Source organism: Kitasatospora sp. NPDC091335 (assembly GCF_044757205.1).
In the GTDB taxonomy this organism is placed as follows: domain Bacteria; phylum Actinomycetota; class Actinomycetes; order Streptomycetales; family Streptomycetaceae; genus Kitasatospora.
The window spans coordinates 45,602-65,185 of record NZ_JBIVUM010000023.1 but is presented as its reverse complement, the minus strand read 5'-3'; the positions used below and the strand labels follow the sequence as shown (position 1 = coordinate 65,185).

The following is a 19,584-nucleotide window of genomic DNA, read 5'->3' as shown; positions in this document are numbered from 1 at the left end:
GATCATTGGACTTCCTGAGGCCATTGGAATTATCGACTAGGGTCGATCTCGATGGAATCATTCGGTCTGGAATTTTGGTTTAGTGGGCGCTATTCCCGCATTCCGAGATTGCTCTCAATGCTCCCTGTTAAGAAACCATCTCAAGGCACGACGAAGCCCTCCCACACAGGCTCGCGGGGAGGGCTTCGTCGTGCCTTGACGGCAGTAGTTGACGGCAACGTCAGCGGACGGGTGCTGCACCAAGCGGCGGGTCGTCGCCGTCCTTGGGTTGGCCGGCAGCGTCGGCGGGCTCGCGAAGGGCACAGCCGAGGAGGTCGATGGCTTGCCGTTGCAGGCGAAGGCGGACGTGGGCATAGACGGTGGCGGTGACGCCGATGTGGGCGTGGCCGAGGAGTTCCTTGATTACGACGAGTTCGACGCCTTGTTCCAGGAGGAGAGTCGCGGTCGAGTGCCTAAGATCGTGGAAACGGATCGCCCGGAGGCGAGAATGGCCGAGTAACACCTTGAAGTGGCGGGTGAGGGTAGCGGGTTCGATCGGGTGCCCGTCGGGCCGGGTGAAGACGTGACCGCTGTCCGTCCACCCGCTACCGGCCTTCACCCGATCCTGGGCCTGCTGCTCGCGATGGGCACGAAGAGAACGCAGGCACAACGAGGGCAGCGCGATTCGGCGCTCCGAGCTGATCGTCTTGGTCGGCAAGGTGGTGAGGCCGCCGGTACGTGTGCGCTGGAGGGTGCGGCGGATGGCGGCGGTGCCGGCGTCGAGGTCGAGGTCTTCCCAGCGCAGGCCGAGGAGTTCGCCCTTGCGGAGTCCCGTGCGGAGGGCGAGTTCGAACAGGGCGTGCAGGCGGTGGCCCTGCGCGGCGGTGAGGAAGGTGCGGGCCTCGTCGGCAGTGAGCGGGTTGAAGCGGCGCGGCCGGGGCGTCCCGGTGCGGACGTTGCGGGCGACGTTGCGCGGGATCTCCTCTTCGCGCACGGCGTGTTCCAGGGCGGACTTGAGTACGGAGTGGATGTAGGCGAGCGTGAGCGGGGATAGGTACTTGCGGCAGCACTCGCCGATGGCACAGCAGCGGGGGCGGCGGTCGGCCTGCGCGTCGGGCTTGCGGCGGGCGTCGATGCCGCGCGCAGCACTGGCAGTCGGTACGGAGTTCGTTGAGTCAGGTGCGGACGTCCTTGGCGGTGAGTTTGGCGAGCTTCTTCTTGCCGAGGCCGGGGATGAGGTACTGGTTGACGCAGGTGGTGTAGCGGGTGTGGGTGTTCTCGCGGAGTTGGTGGACGGCGACGTTCTCCAGCCAGTACGTCAGATAGGCGGCCAGGCTGCCCTGGGCGGTGACGACGGGGACGCCGCGGTTACTGGAGGCGGTCTTCTCGGTGAGCTTGGCGAGTGCTTCCTTGCGGGTGGTGCCGTAGACGCGGATGCGCTTGCTGGTGTTGCCGGGGGCGAGGACGTAGCCGGCGGCTTCCCAGCGGCCGTCTTTGCGTTGGTAGACGGTGCCGTCGCCGTTGGCGCGGCTTCGGCGGGAAGCGGGGGTGTCGCGGGGTGTGGTCATCAGGCGACTTCCTGTTCGAGTCGGGTGCGGATGAAGTCGGAGAGGGCATTGGTGGGGATGCGGCGGGAGCGGCCCAGGGTGATGGAGGCGAGCTGCCGGGAACGGAGCAGGTCGTAGACGGCGGAGCGGCCGAGCTGGAGTCGGGTCATGACCTGGGGGGCCGTCAGCAGGTCTTCGCCCGTGCCCGGCACGGGGAGCACGGCGGTCATGAGGGGCCGCCCTCTGCGGTGAACCGCCGTTCCAGTTCTCTGCGGTGCCGGACGGCGGCGGCGAGGAGTTCCGCGCCGGGGCTGTAGCCCGAGCAGTGGTAGGCCCAGTGGCCGATGACGAGAGTTGTGCTCGGGTCGAGATCGGGCAGGCCGGCGGATGCGCGGGCCTGTTCGGTACGCCAGGCGCGGCGGTCGTCGCGCAGAGCACCGAGGGTGACGGAGTAGCAGCGGGACTTGGTGGAGAAGTGGCCCCGGAAGCCGAGCATGTGCGCCCACTTCCAGAGCTTGAGGTCGGCGAACTCCGGGCGCTTACCCAGCTCCCAGCAGGTGCGGATCATCTGCCGCACGTGGCGTTCGACGGCGAGGCGGGGCAGCGGCCGGGCCTGTCCGGTGCCGCCGCAGGTGGTGCACTGGAGCGGGGTTCCGTGGCCGGTCAGGGTCATGCCGCGTCCCTGGCAGGGGCGGCAGAACAGGGCGCGGTCGAGAGCGCCGGATGAGTCGGCGGACTTGGTGGCGTACTTGGCCACGTAGGCGGCGACCGCGTGATCGGTCAGCTCGGTGTCGGTGCCGAAGGCGGCGATCTCGCGCACGTCGAGCTGTTCGCCCCAAGCGAGCTCGCGTTCCCCGACCGCGTCCGAGACGACGCTGACCGAGACGCGGGCGGCGGCAGCCCGGATGGCGTCGGCGAGCATGGTCACGGTGGCGGTCGGCGGCGGGGGCTGAGCGCTGCCGTCCGGGCTGTCAAGGCGGATCACGGCGTGGAAGTGGACCGAGCCGCGCTTCTGGTACTCGGCGACCTTGGTGAAGGAGACGCGCAGCACCGCGCGGGGCGCCTTCTGGGTCAGGCCGAGCCGGGCGGCGATCTCACGGCGCAGGTAGATCGTGAAGCGCGCCCACAGGGCTCCGGCGTGGGCGTTGAGCAGCACCGCGCCCGGGTAGCCGTAGGTCTTCAGGTCCAACGGCGTGCCGAGCAGCGCGTCGATGGGTTCGTGCAGCCGGTCGGCGATCCGGGTCCGCTCGTCCTCGCTCAGGCAACGGGAGTAACCGGACACGGCGGTGGGCGCCCGCTCGGTCGAGCGGGCGCCCGGAACCTGTTCGGATCGGTCCGGCCGTTGCGTCATTCGCGTCCGGTCCACTCGTGGAGGCCCACCAGCTGGGACGCCTCTATGGTCCTGTAGCCCTGATCCGCGAGCCGGAAGTATTCCGCCCGCTCGACATGGAGCTTCCTACCGCCCTACGGCATCCGGTCTCCACAGATCTCGAAGTCCATCGCACCCCTTGAGCTGGGGTGTTGCGACGGCCATGAGACGCCGAACAGGTCCGGCGGGGCTCTCGCTGCGTGGACGCTCCGGTGGGCCCAGGGACGCGGTGCGGGGCGATCGCACCCCGGGCTCGGGCCTGGTGTCAGATGCGGATGGCGGTGAGGACGTGGTAGTCGAGGAGGGCGTCGCGCCAGGCGGGGAGGAAGTGGCGGGTCCAGTGGGCGGTGGGGACGGTGTCGGTGAGGTAGCGGTCGAGGCCTGGCCAGACGTCGGCGCCGATGGCCTCGGTGGTGATGTCGGTGAAGCCGTGGCGGGTGAGGTCGGCGGTGAAGTCGTCGAGGGGGTGGGCGACGTCGAGGCCGTCGGCGAAGCTGGCGAGGAGGATCTTGAGGCGTTCCTCGGCGTCGGGGCCGGGGGCGGTGAAGAAGGTGGTGACGACGAGGCGGCCGCCGGAGCGCAGGACGCGGGCGCTCTCGCGGGCGAAGCCGGTGAGTTCGCGGAAGTGCTGGGCCGCTTCGACGGAGAAGACGCCGTCCAGGTAGCCGTCGGAGAAGGGGAGTTCGTCCGCCGAGCCCAGGGTGTAGGCCAACCGATCGGGGTACGTCGCCAGGGCTCTCGCGTTGACGGCGCGGGCTCGTTCGATCTGGTCGGGGTGGATGTCCACGCCCGTCACCGCCGCGAACCGGAACTCCCGCAGGGCGAGGGCGGCTCCCAGGCCGCGGCCGCAGCCGACCTCGGCCAGTCGCAGTCGTTGGCGCGGTTCGGGGAACTCCCGCAACGCCCGCCGGTAGAGCTGCTCCTGGCTGTGCACCCGGTCCTCGGGGGTCGGGGCGGTGAGGTCGATCCCTTGCCAGTAGCCGAAGTTGATGAAGCCTCCGGCGAACGACGGGGCGGTGCTGAGGTCGTCGGCGCCGTAGGTCTGGCGCACGGTCGGGGGGATGCGGTTGTGATCCATGGGCCGCTGGGTCTCCTGCTCGGTGGGCGCCCGGCGGTCGGGCGCGCCGAGGTACGTACCCAAACCTGTGGTGGTCCGAACACGGTACGTGATAAGGGGATGTCCGCGGGACGGCGGGGAACGCTGCGACGCCCGGGGCGGGCCGGAAAAATACCCGCCGGACCGGCCCGGTGGTCCGCTACAGTCCGCGGGGATTCCCGACCGGTACGAGGAGAACGACACCGTGAACGTCCCCGACGACCGCCCCGCCCCGCCGCTGACCGGCGGTGAGCGCGAGATGCTGCGCGGCTTCCTGGACTTCCACCGGGCGACCCTCGCCCTGAAGTGCGAGGGCCTGACCGACGAGCAGCTGCGCCTGCGGGCGAGCCCGCCCTCGACGCTCAGTCTGCTCGGGCTGGTCCGGCACATGGCGGAGGTCGAGCGCACCTGGTTCCGCCGGGTGATCGACGGCGAGGACCTGCCGCTGGTCTGGTCCGAGGACGGCGACTACCAGGCCGCGTACGACCCGGCCGGCGCCACCCGGGCCGAGGCCTTCGACGCCTGGCGGGCCGAGGTCGGGCACTCCCGCCGGATCGAGCTCGCCGCGGACTCCCTCGACGTCACCGGCTACCAGGCCCGGTGGGACGCCGAGGTGTCGCTGCGGCTGGTGATGCTCCACCTGATCCACGAGTACGCCCGGCACAACGGGCACGCGGACTTCCTGCGGGAGGCGATCGACGGCACGGTGGGCGCGTGACCGTGCCGACGACCCGGAGGACGACCCGGAGGCGGCCCGCGCCGGAGAGCGGCCGGCCGCCGGGGCGGCGCCTACCAGCCGAGCAGGTGGGTGCGGCGGGTGAGGACGGCGAGGACGGAGACGGCGGTGGCCTCGGCGTCCAGGTCGGTGGTGTCGAGGGTGTGGGGGGCGTCCTCGGCGGCCGGGCCTGGGTGGAGCACCACGTAGTGGAGGGCGGCACCGGTGGTGCGGCTCTCGCGGCGGAAGGTGTCGAGGGCGCCCGGGACGGTGGGGGACTCCACCACGACCTGGTAGCCGCGGGTGGCGTAGGCGAAGGCGGCCTGGGCGGCGGCGGCCATCGCGGTGGCGTTCTGGCGGCCGGCCTCGGGCAGGTGGGGCGGGAGCTGGCCGCTGCGGATGACCCGCAGGAAGTCGTCCGTCCGCAGGTGGACGCTCGGGTTCAGCTCCCGGGCGAGCAGCTCCGCGACCGGGCTGTTCCCGGCCCCGGCCGGGTCGACGAGGACGAGGACGCCCCCGGCGCCCAGGCCGCCCCCGAGCTCCGGCCCACCTACGGTCGTACGGTTCACAGCTGCTGATCCCTTCGCGGGGCCGGGGTCGGACGGGTAGCCGGGGCGGGGCGGTCGGCGTGCGAACGGGCTGGTCGGCCCGGATCGGACAACCGACCGCCTCGTCCCTACGACTGATGCGTTTCGGGGTTCAACCTAGTCCAAACGGGTGGTCCGAGTCCTCCCCCGCCCGGGTTCCGGGCGGGTCGGCCGGCCGGAAGGGGGTTGTCAGCGGCCCCCGGTGCTCAGCACGATCGGGTTGGTGAGCGCGGCCATCAGCCCCCAGGGCAGGTCGGGGCCCATCGCGTTGCCCCTGCCCGGGGTGCCGTCCGCCTTCGGGTGGCGCACCTCGGCCCGGACGTAGGCGGCGAGCGAGGCGGTGGTGCGCCAGACCACGGTGCCCGAGCCGCCGGCGGGCAGCGACTCCTGGTGCATCTGGCCCTCGTCGGTGAGCAGCCGGACCGTCCCGCCGGGCACGCCGGAGACGGTGACCCTGACGTCCAGCGGGGCGTCGGCCGGGACGGTCAGCTCCTCGCCGATGCCCGCCTGGCGGCCGTTCCCGGTGACGGTGAACTCCAGTCCGACGGCGGAGGATTCGGCCAGCCAGCTGCGCCCGGCGCGCAGCCCGTCCAGGATCGCGTCCCGGGTGAGGTCCTCGGCCAGCACCACGGTGTGCGGGGAGCCGATCGGCTGCGGCTCGCTGTGGGCGTCGCTGTTGCCCAGGGCGGGCAGCCAGGAGCGGCCCTCGCGCAGGGCGACGGCGAGCCGGCCGTCCCAGGTGTCCACCGCCGACTCGTCGTCGTACGTCCAGGGGCCGTTCCACACCTCGACGGCGTCGGCCTGGTCGTAGCCGAACTTCCACTGGCAGGCGACGTACGGGCAGTACGGGTGCGCCGGCACCACCAGGCCGCCGGCGCGGTGGACCTGGCGGGCGAAGCGCGGGAACTCCTCGTCGCGCGAGCGGTAGCGCCAGTCGACGAACTGGCCGGGCTTCAGGCCGAGGGCCAGCCAGTGGCCGTTGCGGGTGGTGATCTCCTCGCCGGGGAGGATCAGCAGGTCGGGGCCGGCCAGCGGGCCCCAGGCGGCGTGCGAGGAACTGGTGTTGTGGTCGGTCGAGACGATGAAGTCGAGGCCGGCCGCCCGGGCTCCGGCGGCCACCTCCTCGGGCTTGCGCCGCCCGTCGGAGTGGACGGTGTGCAGGTGACAGTCGCCCCGGTACCAGGCGCGGCCGCGGCCGCGGGCCCGCTCCGCCGGGTAGTGCGGGGTGAACCGCGGCCCGGGCGCACCGGACCTGAGGGTGACCTCGACGTGGTAGTCCAGGCCCTGCGGGGCGATCTGGTAGGGGCCGAGGACCACGTGCCAGGTGCCGGGGTTGACCGGCCCGGGGAGGTAGCCAGGGGTCGCGGCGCCGCGGGAGAGGCTGAACTCGGTGCGGAAGCCGCCGGACCAGCCGCGGAAGCCGGGGCCGCCGAGGTCGGTGCCGCGCTCGTCGAAGATGCCGATGTCGCAGGAGTTGCCGGGGGTGCCGGCCGGGACCTGGGGCTTGTCGTAGCCGTAGGAGACGACGATCTCGCGGATGCCCTCGGGGACTTCGACCGGGAGGTGGACGAAGTCGGGGGAGCCGGTGGGCAGGTGGCCGGTGAGGGTGAGGGTGCGGTCGGCGGGAGTGCCGCCCGGCGAGCCGCCGGAAGTGGCGCCCGGGCCGGCGGCGGGGGTGGCGTGCGCCGGGCCGGTGGCGGCGGCGAGGCCGAGGGCGGTGGCGGCGCCGGTGGCGAGGCCGGTGCGGAGCAGGTCGCGGCGGGCGGGCCCGTTGGCCGGCTGTGCGGCCGACGGGTCGCCGGGTCGGGGGGTCGGCTGGTCGGGTCGCGGGGCGCTGGGCTCGGTCGGCATCGGAGGCCTCCGGATCGGGACGGGCGGGTCGCTCGCGTGCCTACCCCGCTGGGTGAACCGGGGGTGAGTCGGGGCCCACGGGGACGGGGCGGGCCGGTGAAGAGGGGCCCGGCGGGGGCGGGGGCGAGTTGCGGGGAGTGACGAATGGTCGGTTCATAGTCATGTCATCGGTTTATATGAGAAAGAGCGCGAACGGGAGACGAGCGTGTCGGTGAGTCGGCGGACGCTGCTGCTGGTGGTGGCCGGAGGGGCGCTGTCGGGGTGCCGGGCCGGGGCGGTGGGCGTCGGCTCGTCCTCGCCGTCACCGTCGGTCTCCGCCGCGGCGGCCTCGGCGGTACCGTCCGCGGGGCCTGCGGAAGCCGCCGCGTCCGCGCCGGAGACCACGCCGGAGCCCGCGCGGCAACCGCCGCGCGAGCCGACCCGGTCCGAGCTGGTGGAGCGGTACGGCACGCTGGCCCCGAGCGAGTGGGGGCTGGAGGTCTCCGGGGTGGTCACCGAGCTGCCGGAGGGTGAGAGCGCCACGGCGCTCACCTTCGACGCCTGTGGCGGTCCCGGCGGCAACGGCTACGACGCCGGTCTGATCGACTTCCTGCGGGCGCACGAGGTGCCGGCCACGCTCTTCCTGAACGCCCGCTGGATCGACGCCAACCCGGACGAGTTCGAGCTGCTCGCCGCCGACCCGCTGTTCGAGATCGGCAACCACGGCACCGCCCACCGCCCGCTCTCGGTCACCGGCCGCTCCGCCTACGGCATCGCGGGCACCGACGGCGTCGGCGAGGTCTACGACGAGGTGGCGGGCAACGCCCACAAGCTCGCCGAGCTGCTCGGGCACCCGCCCCGGTTCTTCCGTTCCGGCACCGCGCACTACGACGACGTCGCCACCCGGGTGGTCGCCGACCTGGGCCAGCAGGTGGCCGGCTTCAGCGTGAACGGGGACGGCGGCGCGACGCTCCGGGCCGCCGAGGTGCGGCAGGAGGTCGGCTCGGCCCCGCCGGGCGCGATCGTGATCGGCCACCTGAACCACCCGGGCGGTGGCACCGCCCCCGGTGTGGCGGCGGCGGTGCCGGGGCTGCTGGCGGCGGGGCGGCGCTTCGTCCGGCTCTCGGACGTGCTGTGAACCGGACGGGCTGTGAACCGGACGTGCTGTGAACCGGACGGGCTGTGAACCGGACGTGCCGTGACCCGGGTGTGCCGTGACCCGGACACGCCGTGAGCCGGGTGACGTTGGCCGGGCGGCTCAGGCCAGCCGCAGGCCGCCCGGGTGCTCCTCCTCGATGATCCGGACCAGCCAGTCGAAGACCGTCGGCCCCCGGCCCGCCCTGGCGGCGCTCAGTTCGGCGGTGACGCGCCCGCGGTTGGCGGGGTGGGCGTGGGCCAGCCGCAGCTCCAGCCGGCGGACCGTCTCCGGGTAGCCGAGGTTGCGGCGGGAGACCTCGTGGTGGCGCCACTGGATGACCCAGTCCCCGTCCTCCGGCGTGCCGTAGCCGCCGCGCAGGCAGTCGGCGAAGGCGTCGAGGTTGCGGCCGAAGTAGCCGTCCACGCCGATGGTCCGCCCGACCACGTCCCAGAAGTCCTCCAGGGTCCTGATCTCGTTGCCGTCGATCACATAGGTCACCGTCACGGGGACGAGGATATGCGGCGGCGGTGAACGGCCTGGGCGGGAGGTGTCCGGGGGCGGTGCCTCAGAGAGCGACGGCGATCGCGGTGGCGAGCAGGCCGTCCCGCACGGCCCAGCGGCCGTCGAAGCCGTCGAGCCGCCGGCCGCCGACCACCGGTCCGGGGACCAGCAGCCGGGCGGTGAAGGTGCCGTCGGGGGAGAGGTCCAGCTCGGCCTCGCTGAAGTCCAGGAAGAGCCGGGTCAGCGGGAACCAGGCCTTGTACACCGACTCCTTGGCGCTGAACAGGATGCGGTCCCACGGGACGTCCGGGTGCTCGGCGGCGAGCTTGGCGAGGCGCTGCTGCTCGACCGGCAGCGCGATCGCCTCCTGGACGCCCTCGGGCAGCGGCAGCGCGGGCTCGGCGTCGATGCCGACGGAGGCGAGGGTGCCGGCCCTGGCCACGGCGGCCGCGCGGAAGCCGTCGCAGTGGGTGAGGCTGCCGATCACGCCGTCCGGCCAGCTCGGCGCGCCGCGCAGGCCGGGGACGAGCGGGCGGTACGGGACGCCGAGCCGGCCGAGGGCGATCCGGGCGCAGTGCCGGACGGTGGCGTACTCGCGGCGGCGCTTGTCGACGGCCCGGGCGACGGCCTCCTCCTCCTCGGGCTCCAGCCGGGCCTCCGGCGGGTCGTCGTACGCCACCTCGGTCACCACGACGTCCGGCAGCAGGTCCTTGATCATCCGTTCCCCCCTGGGTCGGCCGCGCGGGCGGGTCGCCGCGCGGGACGAGGGTAACCCGGGTGGGCGGATCCTGGCGGGTGGATCGGGGGTCCGCCGCCGGACGGACGGCTACTCGAAGGCCGCCGCCGCCTCGCGCAGCGCCCGGGCGACGGTCTCCGGGTCGTACGGCGCGGGCTCGCCGGGCAGGTAGGTGACGGAGCGCAGGCCGCCGGTGTAGCGGAAGGAGCGGTGCCGCTCGTGCACCGGCCAGGAGACCGGGGACTTGCGGTCGACGCCGACGCTGATGCCCTGGAACGGCGCCATGCCGATCAGCTGGTGGACCGGGCCGAGCCGGCCGCCCTCGGCGCCGTCCACGAGCAGCCGGAACTCCCACCTGAGGTCGGCGACCGCGATGGCCTCCAGGGTGACCAGCCGGGCGCCGTCCGGCACCGGGCCGCCGTCGGCCTCCAGCAGTTCGCCGTACTGGTTGTAGGCGAGGCGCAGCCGGCCGTCCTCGACGTAGAGGCTGTAGCCGCCGCCCTGGTCGCCGTGCGAGACCAGGACGCCCTGGTCGCCCGCCCGGTAGCCGTCGAGCGCGGCCTCCACGGTGAAGGAGCGGAAGGAGACCAGCCGGGAGGAGCGGTAGCGTTCCAGCTCGGGGGTGCCGGCCAGCAGGGTGACCGGGCGGCGCAGCCGCTCCGCCTCCGGGCCGCGCAGGGCGAGGGCGCCGCTGCCGTCGGCCAGCGGGAAGACCCCGTCGCGCCAGGCGGCGGCCTCCCAGGCGGCGGACAACTCCTTGACGATATCCGGGTGTTCGGCGGCGAGGTCGTGGATCTCGGTGGGGTCGGTGCGCAGGTCGTAGAGCGCCCACTCGCCGTCGTCGTACGGGGTGCCGGGGCGGTGCAGGGTGACCAGCTTCCAGCCGTCGCGGTAGTAGCTGCGGTTGCCGGTCATCTCGCAGTACTGCTCGTGGTGGGTGCCGGGCGCCGCTCCGTCGCGGAGCACGGAGGCGAAGCTGACGCCGTCCAGCTCCTGGACGGGCTGGGCGCGGCGCTCCGACGGCCGTTCCACGCCCACGAGTTCGAGCAGGGTTGGCAGGATGTCGGTGACGTACTGGTACTGGGGGCGGACGCCGGTGTCGGCCTCGGCGCGCGGCAGGCCGGCCGGCCAGGAGAGTACGAAGGGGACGCGGACGCCGCCCGCGTAGGTCTGGCCCTTGTAGAGGCGGAACGGGGTGTTGGAGGCCATGCCCCAGCCGCGCGGGTAGTGGACCAGGCTCCGCGGGCCGCCGATCAGGTCGATCTCGCGTTCGACGTCCGGGTTCCAGTCGGCCGGCAGGTTCGGGTGGTGGACGAAGCGGCTGAAGTAGCTGCGGGTGCCCCCGGCGCCGCCCTCGCCGGTGCCGCCGTTGTCACTGGTGAACACGATGACGGTGTTGTCGAGTTCGCCGAGGGCGGCGAGGGTGTCGGTGAGCCGGCCGAGGTTCTGGTCGACGTTGTCGACCATCGCCGCGTACACCTCCATGTACCGGGCGTACAACTTCTTCTGCACGTCGGTGAGTTCGTCCCAGGGGTCGACCTCGTACCCGGCCTCGGAGTTGCGCTCGGGCAGTTCGGTGCCGGGTGGGAAGTGGCCGGCGGCCAGCTGGCGGGCGAAGCGGGCGCGGCGCAGTTCGTCCCAGCCGCCGTCGTAGCGGCCCCGGTGGCGGGCCAGGTCCTCGGGCTTGGCCTGGAGCGGGCCGTGCACGGCGTTGTGGGCGAGGTAGAGGAAGAAGGGCTTGTCGGCGTCGTGGGCGCGCAGCGACTTGACCATCCTGACGGCCTGGTCGGTGATGTCGTCCGTGTAGTAGTAGCCGTCGGGGAACTCGTCGATGTCCAGCGGGCTGTTGTCGCGGACGAGTTGGTGCGGGTGGAAGAGGCTGGTCAGGCCCTCCAGGACGCCGTAGTACTGGTCGAAGCCCTTCTGGAGCGGCCAGTTGGAACGGTCGTCGGCGGCGCCGGACGCGGAGTCCCTGGTGAGGTGCCACTTGCCGACCGCGTAGGTGGCGTACCCGGCGTCGTGCAGCAGTTCGGCCAGGGTGGGGATGTCGCCGGCGACCTCCATGCCGTAGCCGGGGAAGCCCGGGTCGGCGTTGGCGACGAAGGAGTAGCCGACCCGGTGCGGGTTGAGGCCGGTGAGCAGGGCCGCCCGGGCGGGGGAGCAGAGCGGCATGGTGTGGTAGTTGGCGAGCCGGACGCCGGTGGCGGCGAGGCGGTCCAGGGTGGGGGTGGGGATCTCGGCGCCGAACGGGCCGATGTCGCTGTAGCCCATGTCGTCGATCAGGACGACCACGACGTTGGGCGCGCCCTCGCGCGGGCGAACCCGCTGCGGCCAGGCGGGGACGGACTCGGCGAAGGTGCGGCCGACGGTGCCGGGGAAGCCGGCGTACGGGTCGCGGCGGTGCGGATCGGGCTCTGGGCGGTTCGGGGCGGGAAGGTTCGGCTCGGGTGCGGTGCTCATCGGGTGCTCCGGTGGGTGGCTCGGGCGGGTGGCGGGTGGCGGGTGGCGGGTGGCAGGTGGCGGGTGGCGGGTGGCGGGTGGCGGGGGACTCGTGCGGACGGCGGGTCAGCGGACGGCGGCCGGAGCGGGCTCCAGGCCCGGCACGGCGGCCAGCAGTTCGGCGGTGTACGGGTGTTCGGGCGCGGTGACGACCCGGTCGGCCGGGCCGGTCTCGACGATCCGGCCGCGGTGCATCACCGCGATCCGGTGGCTGACCCGGCGGACCACCGCCAGGTCGTGGGCGATGAACAGGACGGCCAGGCCGAGTTCGCGCTGGAGTCGGGCGATCAGCTCGATCACCTGGGCCTGCACCGAGACGTCCAGCGCGGACACCGGCTCGTCGCAGATCAGCACGCTCGGCTCGGGCGCCAACGCCCGTGCGATGCCGATGCGTTGGCGCTGTCCGCCGGAGAAGGCGCGCGGGTGCCGGTCGGCCGTGGCCGGGTCCAGGCCGACCTGCTCCAGCAGTTCGGCGACCCGGGCGGCGCGCTGCTCCCGGTCGCCGAGGCGGTGGGCGATCAGCGGTTCGGCGATGATCTGCCCGGCGGTCATCCGGGGATTGAGCGAGGAGTACGGGTCCTGGAAGACCAGTTGGACCTCGCGGTGCGGCCCGCCGGAGCGTGCCCCGCGGCCGAGTTCCTCGCCGTCGAAGCGGATGCTGCCGCCGGACGGCGCGTGCGCCTGGACCAGCGCCCTGGCCAGGGTGGACTTGCCGGAACCGGACTCGCCGACCAGGCCCAGCGTCTCGCCCGGATGCAGGTCGAGGTCGACGCCGTGCAGCGCGGTGACGGCGCGCCGCCGGGCACCGTACGTCTTGGTCAGGCCGCGGACGGTGAGCAGCGGCCGGGCCCCTGGGGTGCTGTTGGCGGCGGCTCTGGAGGGCTCCGACAGGCGCGGCACGGCGGCCAGCAGCTCCCGGGTGTACGGGTGTTGTGGCCGGGACAGCACCTCGGCGGTGGTGCCCTGCTCGACCACCCGGCCGTGCCGCATGACCAGCAGCCGGCGGCAGGTCCTGGCGATCACCCCGAGGTCGTGGCTGATCACCACCAGCGCGGTGTCGGTCTTCCGGTTGATCCGGGCCAGCAGGTTCAGGATCTGCTGCTGGACGGTCGGGTCGAGGGCGGTGGTCGGCTCGTCGGCGACCAGCACTTCGGCGTCGTGGGCCAGCGCGAGGGCGATCATGATGCGCTGGCGCTGGCCGCCGGAGAACTGGTGCGGGTGGTCGCGCAGCCGTCCGGCGGCGTCCGGGATGCCGACCAGGTCGAGCAACTCGGCTGCCCTGGCCTGCCGTTCGGCCTTCCGTACCCGGTCGCCGTGGGCGCGCAGCGCCTCGTCCAGCTGGCGGCCGACGGTGAGCACGGGGTTGAGCGAGGACATCGGGTCCTGGAAGACCATGGCGATCCGCCGGCCGCGCAGGGCGCGCAGCGCGTCCTCGGGAAGGGCGGCGAGGTCCTGCCCGGCGAGTTCGACCGAGCCGCCGGTGATCCGGCCGCCGGGCGGCAGCATCCGCAGCAGGGCCAGCGCGGTGGTGGACTTGCCGGAGCCGGACTCGCCGACGATGCCCAGGGTGTCGCCGGCGGCGAGGTCGAAGCCGACGCCGTCGACGGCGGCGTCGCCCGGGGTACGGGTGTCGCCGAACCGTACGGTGAGGTCGGTGACGCGGAGCACGGTGGTCATCGGCGGATCCCCCGGTTCAGGGCCTCGGCGATCAGCGTGAAGCCGAGCACCAGCGCGGTGGTGGCGGCCAGCGGGGCGGCCGCGAAGGTCGGATGGGTGGCCAGGTAGGCGACGGACTGGCTGAGGATGCTGCCCAGGGTGGGCTCCGGCGGGCGGACCCCGAGGCCGAGGAAGCTCATCGCACCCTCGATGAACACGCCGAGCGAGAGCGCCACGGCGGTCTGCACGATCAGCGGGTCGACGGCGTTGGGCAGCACGTGCCGCAGCAGCACCCGGGCCCGGGAGGCGCCGCCGACCCGGGCCGCCAGGGCGTACTCGCGCTCCCGCTGGACCAGGATGCCGGCCCGCAACTGCCGCCCGAAGCCCGGGATCTCGGCCAGCGCGATGACGATCACCACCGGCCAGCGGCCTGGGCCGAGGACGGCGGTCACGGCCAGGGCGAGGATCAGCCCGGGGAAGGCGAGCAGCAGGTCGAAGGCCCGCTGCACGGCGAGGTCGGTCCACCGGGAGGTGGCCGCGAGCAGGGCCGCGGAGCAGCCGAGCAGGGCGCCGGCCGGGACGGCGGTGACGATCAGCGCGAGGTCGGTGCCGATGCCGTGCAGCACCCGGCTGTACAGGTCGCGGCCCAGGTCGTCGGTGCCGAAGGGGTGTCCGGCGCTGGGACCGGCCAGGGCGAGGGCGCTCTGGGCGTTCGGGTCGGTGCCGGTGAGCAGCGGCGCGAACAGCCCGGCCAGGGCGACCACACCGACCAGGGCGAGCCCGGCCAGGCCGCGCGGGCTGAGCAGGGCGGCGCGGTAACGCCCGCGCGGTGCCGCGGACTTGAGGGGAAGGGTGGCGGTGGTCATCGGGTCACTCCCAGCGGATCCGGGGGTCGAGCCAGGTGTAGGCCAGGTCGGTGAGCAGTTGGACGGCCACGTAGACCGCGACCACGAGCAGCAGCAGGTCCTGCACCACCGGGTAGTCCCGGCGCACCACGCCCTGCTCGATCAGCTGGCCGAGGCCGGGCCAGGCGAAGATCCGTTCCACCAGGACGGCCCCGGCGATGAGGTGGCCGATCTGGAGGCCGAGGACGGTGACGGCGGAGGGCAGTGCGTTGGGCAGGGCGTGCAGCCAGACGATCCGCCGCCGGGAGACGCCGAGGGCGGTCGCGGTGCGGACGTAGTCCTCGGCGAGGGCGCGTTCGACGCCGTCCCTGAGGTAGCGGGCCAGCACGGCGGCGCTGGGCAGGGCCAGGCAGACGGCGGGCATCGCCAGGTACTGGACGGCCAGGTCCGGTTCGGCAAGCAGGGACTCGTGTCCGCCGGCCGGGAGCAGTTCGAAGGAGACGGCGAACAGCAGGACCAGCAACACGCCGGTGACGAACGGCGGGATCGCCAGCACCCCGGTGGTGACGGCCTGGACCGCGGCGGCGACCGGGCGGCGCCTGGTGGTGGCGCCGGCCACGGCCAGCGGCAGCCCGATCAGCACCACCAGCAGCAGGGCGCCGAGGGTGAGTTGGACGGTGGCGCCGAGGCCGTTGCCGATCAGGTCGGAGACCTGGCCGCCGATCGCGTAGCTCGGCCCGAGGTCGCCGGTCAGCACCCGGCCGAGCCAGCTCGCGTACTGCCCGAACAGCGGCTGGTCGAGCCCGAGTCGGTTCCGGATGGCCTCGACGGTGGCGGGGGTGGCGTCCGGTCCGGCGAGCGTGGTGGCCGGGTCGCCGGGGATCAGCCGGAGGATGAGGAAGACCAGGAAGGAGGCGAGGACCAGGACGAGCAGTCCACTGGGGAGGCGTTTCAGGAGGAAGGTGCGCATGGGGTTCCGGGCCGTCCTGCTCAGGCCGTGAGGTAGGCGTCGTCGAGGTTGAGGTAGCCGAACTTGTTGAGCGTGACGCCCCGGGCCCGGTGGCCCGCGACCTCGACCAGTCCGGCGATGGCGAGGTCGATCACGAACTCCTCGTCCAGCAGCACGTCGGTGATCTGCCGGTAGAGCGCCCTGGCCTCGGGGCTGTCGCTGTCGCTGCGGTTCCAGGCCCGCCGCACCACGTCGGTGTAGTCGGGGGAGCCGAAGCGCGAGCTGTTCTTGGCCTCGTTGAAGGGGTAGGCGCTCACCGCGAGCGTCGCGGGCTGGAGTTGCGCGAAGCCGTGGCTGAGCGTCCACAGGGCGGGCATGGACTGGGAGATCAGCTGCTTCTGCATGGTCGGCGAGTCGGCCGGCTGGAGCACCGTGTCGATGCCGACCTGCTGGAGGTCGTACTGGAGGATCTGCGCGATCGCGGTCGGCCCGGCCTCGTTGGAGTGGCCGAAGGGCAGGGTGATGTGCTCCGCGCCGGCCTCCCTGAGCAGGGCCCGGGCCCGCTCCGGGTCGTGCCGGTAGTGGGTGGCGCCGGCCTCGGTGTAGGCCGGGGAGGACTTCGGCCAGGGCACCGAGGAGACGGTGCCGTAGCCGCCGAGGGCCTGCTGGACGAGGCGGTCGCGGTCGACGGCCCAGGCGATGGCCTGGCGGACGCGCTTGTCGCGGACGTGCTCGGCGGTGACGTCGACGCCGATGTAGTGGGCGCCGGCACCGGTGTCGTACTGCCTGATCCGGAACTGCGGGTCGGTGCGCAGGGCCGCGACGTCCTTGCCGCGGATGTTGTAGGACAGGTGGGTCTGGCCGGTCCTGAGCGAGGACAGCAGCGACTCGGCCTGCGGGATGATCCGGATCTCGACGCCGTCGAGGTGGGGGCGGCCGGGGTTCCAGTAGTGCTCGTTGCGGGCGAAGGTGAGCGAGGAGCCCGGCTTGCGCCCGGTGAGGGTGAACGGCCCCGTGCCGATCAGCCCGGTGCCCGCGACGGCGTCCTCGATGGTGGCCGCGTCCGGGATGATCATGAACTCGAAGAGGTCGAAGAGGTTGCTCACCGGGTGCGCGAGCACCAGGGTCAGCTCGAAGTCGCCGTTCCTGCGGAAGTCGGTGACGGCGGCGGCGGTGGAGCGCAACTGGGCCGAGCGGGCGGGGTTCTGGAGGTTCCTGACGGCGAAGACCACGTCGTCGGCGGTGAACCGGCGGCCGCTGTGGAACAGCACGTCCTCGCGCAGCCTGAGCGTGACGCTCAGGCCGTCCGGGGCGACCTCCCAGGCGGTGGCCAGCTCGGGCTGCGGCTGGAGCCGGTCGTCGTACCTGGTGAGGGTGTTGAACGCGAGCCGCTGGACCAGGGTGTTGGCGCTCACGGCGAACAGCAGGCTCGGGGTGACGTCGATGGCGGTAGAGACGGTCAGCACACCGCCCCGGCGCGGGGATCCGGCGTCCACGGCGTTGGCGGCGTTCCTGGCGTGCTCGACGGCGGACCGGCAGCTCGCGAGCGTCAGCAGGCCGGCACCGGCGAGGCCCGCGCGCAGCAGGGCGCGGCGGCTCGGGGCGGGGGGACGGGGGAGCGCGGTCATGGAGGTCCTTCGGGGACGGGGGGCTTGCAAGGAGGTGCGGGGCTACGGGCGGGGCGCGGCGGCGAGTGCGTGCACCGGCCGGGCGTACAGCTCGCCGAGCACCGGCGCCCCGGCGGCCACGGCCAGCACGTCCCGGCCGCGCCGCTGGGTGATCAGCAGGCCGGCGTCCCGGTGCAGGTGCGAGCGGAGTGCGAACTCGGCCCGGACGACGTCGAGATGGGCCGGATCGAGGGCGGTGAAGTGCTCGGTCAGCACCACCAGGTCGGGGTTGACCACGTCGGCGAGCAGGGCGAGCGCCCGGCCGATGATCAGGGCCCGGTTGCGGACCAGTCGCCCGGCCGCCGGGTCGCCCCGTCGGACGGCGGCGACCAGCTGGGCCCGGTCTGGACCCGCGGTGATCCCCGCGGCGGCCGCCGCCGCGAACAGGGTGGTGTCCGAGGCGGCCACCGAGAGACAGCCCAGCCGGCCGCAGTGGCAGCGCTCCCGGCTGTCCGCGTCCGGATCGGTGACCGTACCGGAGACCGGGAGGTGGCCGAGGTCGCCGGTGACCGAGGGCGGGCCCAGGTGGACCGTGCCCGCGACCGCCAGCGCCGCGTCCACCACGTGGCCGACGAACAGCTGCACCATGCTGCGGCGGGCCGCCGGGTGGCCGAACAGGATCTCGGCCAGGGTGAGCGCCCGGGCGTGGTTGTCCACCTGGACGGGCAGTGCGGTGGCATCAGCCAGCAGCGCGCGGATCGGCAAGTCCCGCCACTCCAGCGGATCGTGACGAATGATCAGGCCGCGCTGCGGATCGACCGAGCCGCCGGTGACGGCGCCCAGCCCGACCACCGTACGGTCACCGCGCAGCCTGTCGAGCAGCCGGGGCAGCCGGGCGAGCAGCGGCCTCAGCAGGCCGGGCCCGGTCCGGCCGCGGTTGGGGACCTCCTGGCGCACCAGGACCCGGCCGCGCAGGTCGAGCAGCGCGACGGTGGTGAACGGCAGGCCGATGTGCAGCCCGGCCACGGCGAGCCGGTCCGGGTCGAGGTCGAGCGGGAGCTGGGGGCGGCCCGGCGCGCGGGTGCCGGGGGCCGCCGACTCCGGCCGCTCGTGCAGGAGTCCGAGCCGGACCAGGTCCACCGTCTGGCGGGAGACGGCCGAGGCGCTGAGGCCGGTGAGCGCGGCGACCCGGCTGCGGGCGATCGGCCCGTGGTCGAGCACCGTGCGCAGGACGGCGGCGGCGTTGGCGTCCCGGCGGTCGTCGCCGGAGCGCGGGGCGGTGGACGTGGCCACGGGTGTCGTTCCTGCCGTCGTGTGTCCGCGGGCCCCGGGTCAGTTGGCCGCTTCGAGCTCCTCGGCGGGCACCAGGCCGGGCACCCGCGGCGGGTCGGCGGGCTCCAGCAGCCGGCTCGGGGTGCCGTCCACGCCGACCGGCAGATCGCCGTCCAGGGTGATCCGGCGCACCAGGCGCGGCTCGTCGCCGTAGTCGGCGACCGCGTAGTGCTGGGTGGCGCGGTTGTCCCAGATCGCCACGTCGCCGACCTGCCAGTCCCAGCGGACGGTGTTCTCCAGCCGCTCCACGTAGCGCTGGAAGAGGTCGATCAGCGCCTTGCTGTCGTCGCCCGAGAGGAGCTGGATGCGCTGGGCGAAGGCGCCCAGCAGCAGGGTCTTCTCGCCGGTCACCGGGTGGACCCGGACCACGGGGTGCTCGGTCTTGAACGCGGTGGAGACGAACACCTCCCGGAACAGCTTGGCGACCTCGGCGTTGTCCGCCAGCTCGGGGCGCAGGGCGAGCCGGGCGGCGTAGTCGTAGTCGTTGGTGTGGACGGCGCGCAGGCTCTCGGCGAGCGTCTTCAGCGGGGCGGGCAGGTCCCGGTAGGCGGCCGCGGTGTTGGCCCAGACGGTGCTGCCGCCGGCCGGCGGGACCTCAAGGGAGCGCAGGATCGAGGCCTTGGGGTAGGACGGGACGAAGGTGACGTCGGTGTGCCAGTTGTTGGCGCGCACGCCCTTGGTGGCGTCCAGCTCGAAGATGTAGCGGCCGTCCGCGCTGGGGACGGTGGGGTGGCCGACGGGCCGGCCGAGCAGCCGGGCGAAGGCCTCCTGCCCGGCGTCGTCCAGGTGCTGCTGGCCGCGGAAGAAGAGCACCTTGTGCTCGTACAGGGCGGCCTCCAGGGCGGCGACGGTCTCGGCGGGGAGGTCGCCGCCGAGGCGTATGTCGTGCACGATCGCGCCGATCCGGCCGGCGACGGGGGTGAGGCGGAGCGTGGTCGGGGTGGTGACGGTGGTCATGGCGGGGCCCTTTCGGGGTGGGTGCGGTGACTGGGGTGGGCGCGGTGACTGGGGTGGCTGGGGTGGGGCTTGGTGACGTGACGGTGCGTGACAGCCGGAGGGGGCGCGGAGGGGCGTCCGGGCAGCTGTGGGCGTACGGCTCCACGGCACCGCGACGCGGCGTGGGGTGTGGCGTGGGGGTGTGGCGGTCCGCTTCGGCGGACGGTCAGCGGGCGAGCGCGCCGCGACGACAGCGGCGCGG

The 19,584-nt window shown here is 73.5% G+C and carries 16 protein-coding genes and 1 pseudogene; 2 read left to right on the top strand and 15 right to left on the bottom strand.

Annotation, left to right across the window (positions count from 1 at the left end):
* Positions 1-220: 220 nt before the first annotated feature.
* From ACIQOW_RS34720 to ACIQOW_RS34705, 4 genes and pseudogenes are all read right to left on the bottom strand, one after another.
* Positions 221-1,547, bottom strand: a pseudogene (locus ACIQOW_RS34720) (tyrosine-type recombinase/integrase).
* Positions 1,547-1,756: a helix-turn-helix domain-containing protein gene (locus ACIQOW_RS34715; protein WP_401091779.1), complete on the bottom strand. Its 210-nt coding sequence runs from the start codon at positions 1,754-1,756 to the stop codon at positions 1,547-1,549. Before ACIQOW_RS34715 ends, ACIQOW_RS34720 begins: the two are co-directional and overlap by 1 nt.
* On the bottom strand, positions 1,753-2,877 hold the full coding sequence (locus tag ACIQOW_RS34710; protein ID WP_401091777.1) for a replication initiator: 1,125 nt from the start codon (positions 2,875-2,877) through the stop codon (positions 1,753-1,755). The genes ACIQOW_RS34715 and ACIQOW_RS34710 overlap by 4 nt, the downstream gene beginning before the upstream one ends.
* Before the next feature lie 283 nt (positions 2,878-3,160).
* A complete protein-coding gene (locus tag ACIQOW_RS34705; RefSeq protein WP_401091774.1) occupies positions 3,161-3,973 on the bottom strand; it encodes a class I SAM-dependent methyltransferase in 813 nt (270 codons plus the stop codon).
* A 277-nt stretch (positions 3,974-4,250) separates the two neighbouring features.
* Here ACIQOW_RS34705 and ACIQOW_RS34700 point away from each other — a divergent pair, with 277 nt between their 5' ends.
* Positions 4,251-4,709, top strand: coding sequence for a DinB family protein (locus ACIQOW_RS34700; RefSeq protein WP_401091878.1), 459 nt, complete (start codon positions 4,251-4,253; stop codon positions 4,707-4,709).
* A 71-nt stretch (positions 4,710-4,780) separates the two neighbouring features.
* On the opposite strand, the gene ACIQOW_RS34695 is transcribed toward ACIQOW_RS34700, so the two are convergent.
* Both ACIQOW_RS34695 and ACIQOW_RS34690 read right to left on the bottom strand, forming a co-directional pair.
* Positions 4,781-5,275, bottom strand: a complete 495-nt coding sequence (locus ACIQOW_RS34695; protein ID WP_401091773.1) for an ATP-binding protein — start codon at positions 5,273-5,275, stop codon at positions 4,781-4,783.
* Positions 5,276-5,482: 207 nt separating this feature from the next.
* Positions 5,483-7,144 (bottom strand): CehA/McbA family metallohydrolase, encoded by a 1,662-nt coding sequence (locus ACIQOW_RS34690; protein ID WP_401091771.1) that lies wholly within the window; start codon positions 7,142-7,144, stop codon positions 5,483-5,485.
* Between the two features lie 205 nt (positions 7,145-7,349).
* Between ACIQOW_RS34690 and ACIQOW_RS34685 the strand changes: the two genes are divergently transcribed.
* Positions 7,350-8,261, top strand: a complete 912-nt coding sequence (locus ACIQOW_RS34685; RefSeq protein WP_401091769.1) for a polysaccharide deacetylase family protein — start codon at positions 7,350-7,352, stop codon at positions 8,259-8,261.
* 120 nt (positions 8,262-8,381) lie between these two features.
* Here the strand turns inward: ACIQOW_RS34685 and ACIQOW_RS34680 are convergent, their stop codons facing one another.
* From ACIQOW_RS34680 to ACIQOW_RS34640, 9 genes are all read right to left on the bottom strand, one after another.
* Positions 8,382-8,765, bottom strand: coding sequence for a barstar family protein (locus ACIQOW_RS34680; protein WP_401091767.1), 384 nt, complete (start codon positions 8,763-8,765; stop codon positions 8,382-8,384).
* Between the two features lie 61 nt (positions 8,766-8,826).
* Entirely contained in the window at positions 8,827-9,480 is a 654-nt protein-coding gene (locus tag ACIQOW_RS34675) for a 4'-phosphopantetheinyl transferase (RefSeq protein ID WP_401091765.1), read from the bottom strand.
* 108 nt (positions 9,481-9,588) lie between these two features.
* Positions 9,589-11,958, bottom strand: coding sequence for an arylsulfatase (locus ACIQOW_RS34670; protein WP_401091763.1), 2,370 nt, complete (start codon positions 11,956-11,958; stop codon positions 9,589-9,591).
* A 105-nt stretch (positions 11,959-12,063) separates the two neighbouring features.
* Entirely contained in the window at positions 12,064-13,674 is a 1,611-nt protein-coding gene (locus ACIQOW_RS34665; RefSeq protein ID WP_401091761.1) for an ABC transporter ATP-binding protein, read from the bottom strand.
* Positions 13,671-14,519 (bottom strand): ABC transporter permease, encoded by an 849-nt coding sequence (locus ACIQOW_RS34660; protein WP_401091759.1) that lies wholly within the window; start codon positions 14,517-14,519, stop codon positions 13,671-13,673. Before ACIQOW_RS34660 ends, ACIQOW_RS34665 begins: the two co-directional genes overlap by 4 nt.
* A gap of 4 nt (positions 14,520-14,523) precedes the next feature.
* On the bottom strand, positions 14,524-15,468 hold the full coding sequence (locus tag ACIQOW_RS34655) for an ABC transporter permease (protein WP_401091757.1): 945 nt from the start codon (positions 15,466-15,468) through the stop codon (positions 14,524-14,526).
* Between the two features lie 20 nt (positions 15,469-15,488).
* Positions 15,489-17,075: an ABC transporter substrate-binding protein gene (locus ACIQOW_RS34650; RefSeq protein WP_401091755.1), complete on the bottom strand. Its 1,587-nt coding sequence runs from the start codon at positions 17,073-17,075 to the stop codon at positions 15,489-15,491.
* A 42-nt stretch (positions 17,076-17,117) separates the two neighbouring features.
* Positions 17,118-18,347: an ROK family protein gene (locus ACIQOW_RS34645; protein WP_401091753.1), complete on the bottom strand. Its 1,230-nt coding sequence runs from the start codon at positions 18,345-18,347 to the stop codon at positions 17,118-17,120.
* Positions 18,348-18,386: 39 nt separating this feature from the next.
* Positions 18,387-19,343, bottom strand: a complete 957-nt coding sequence (locus tag ACIQOW_RS34640; RefSeq protein WP_401091751.1) for a TauD/TfdA dioxygenase family protein — start codon at positions 19,341-19,343, stop codon at positions 18,387-18,389.
* Positions 19,344-19,584: the final 241 nt, after the last annotated feature.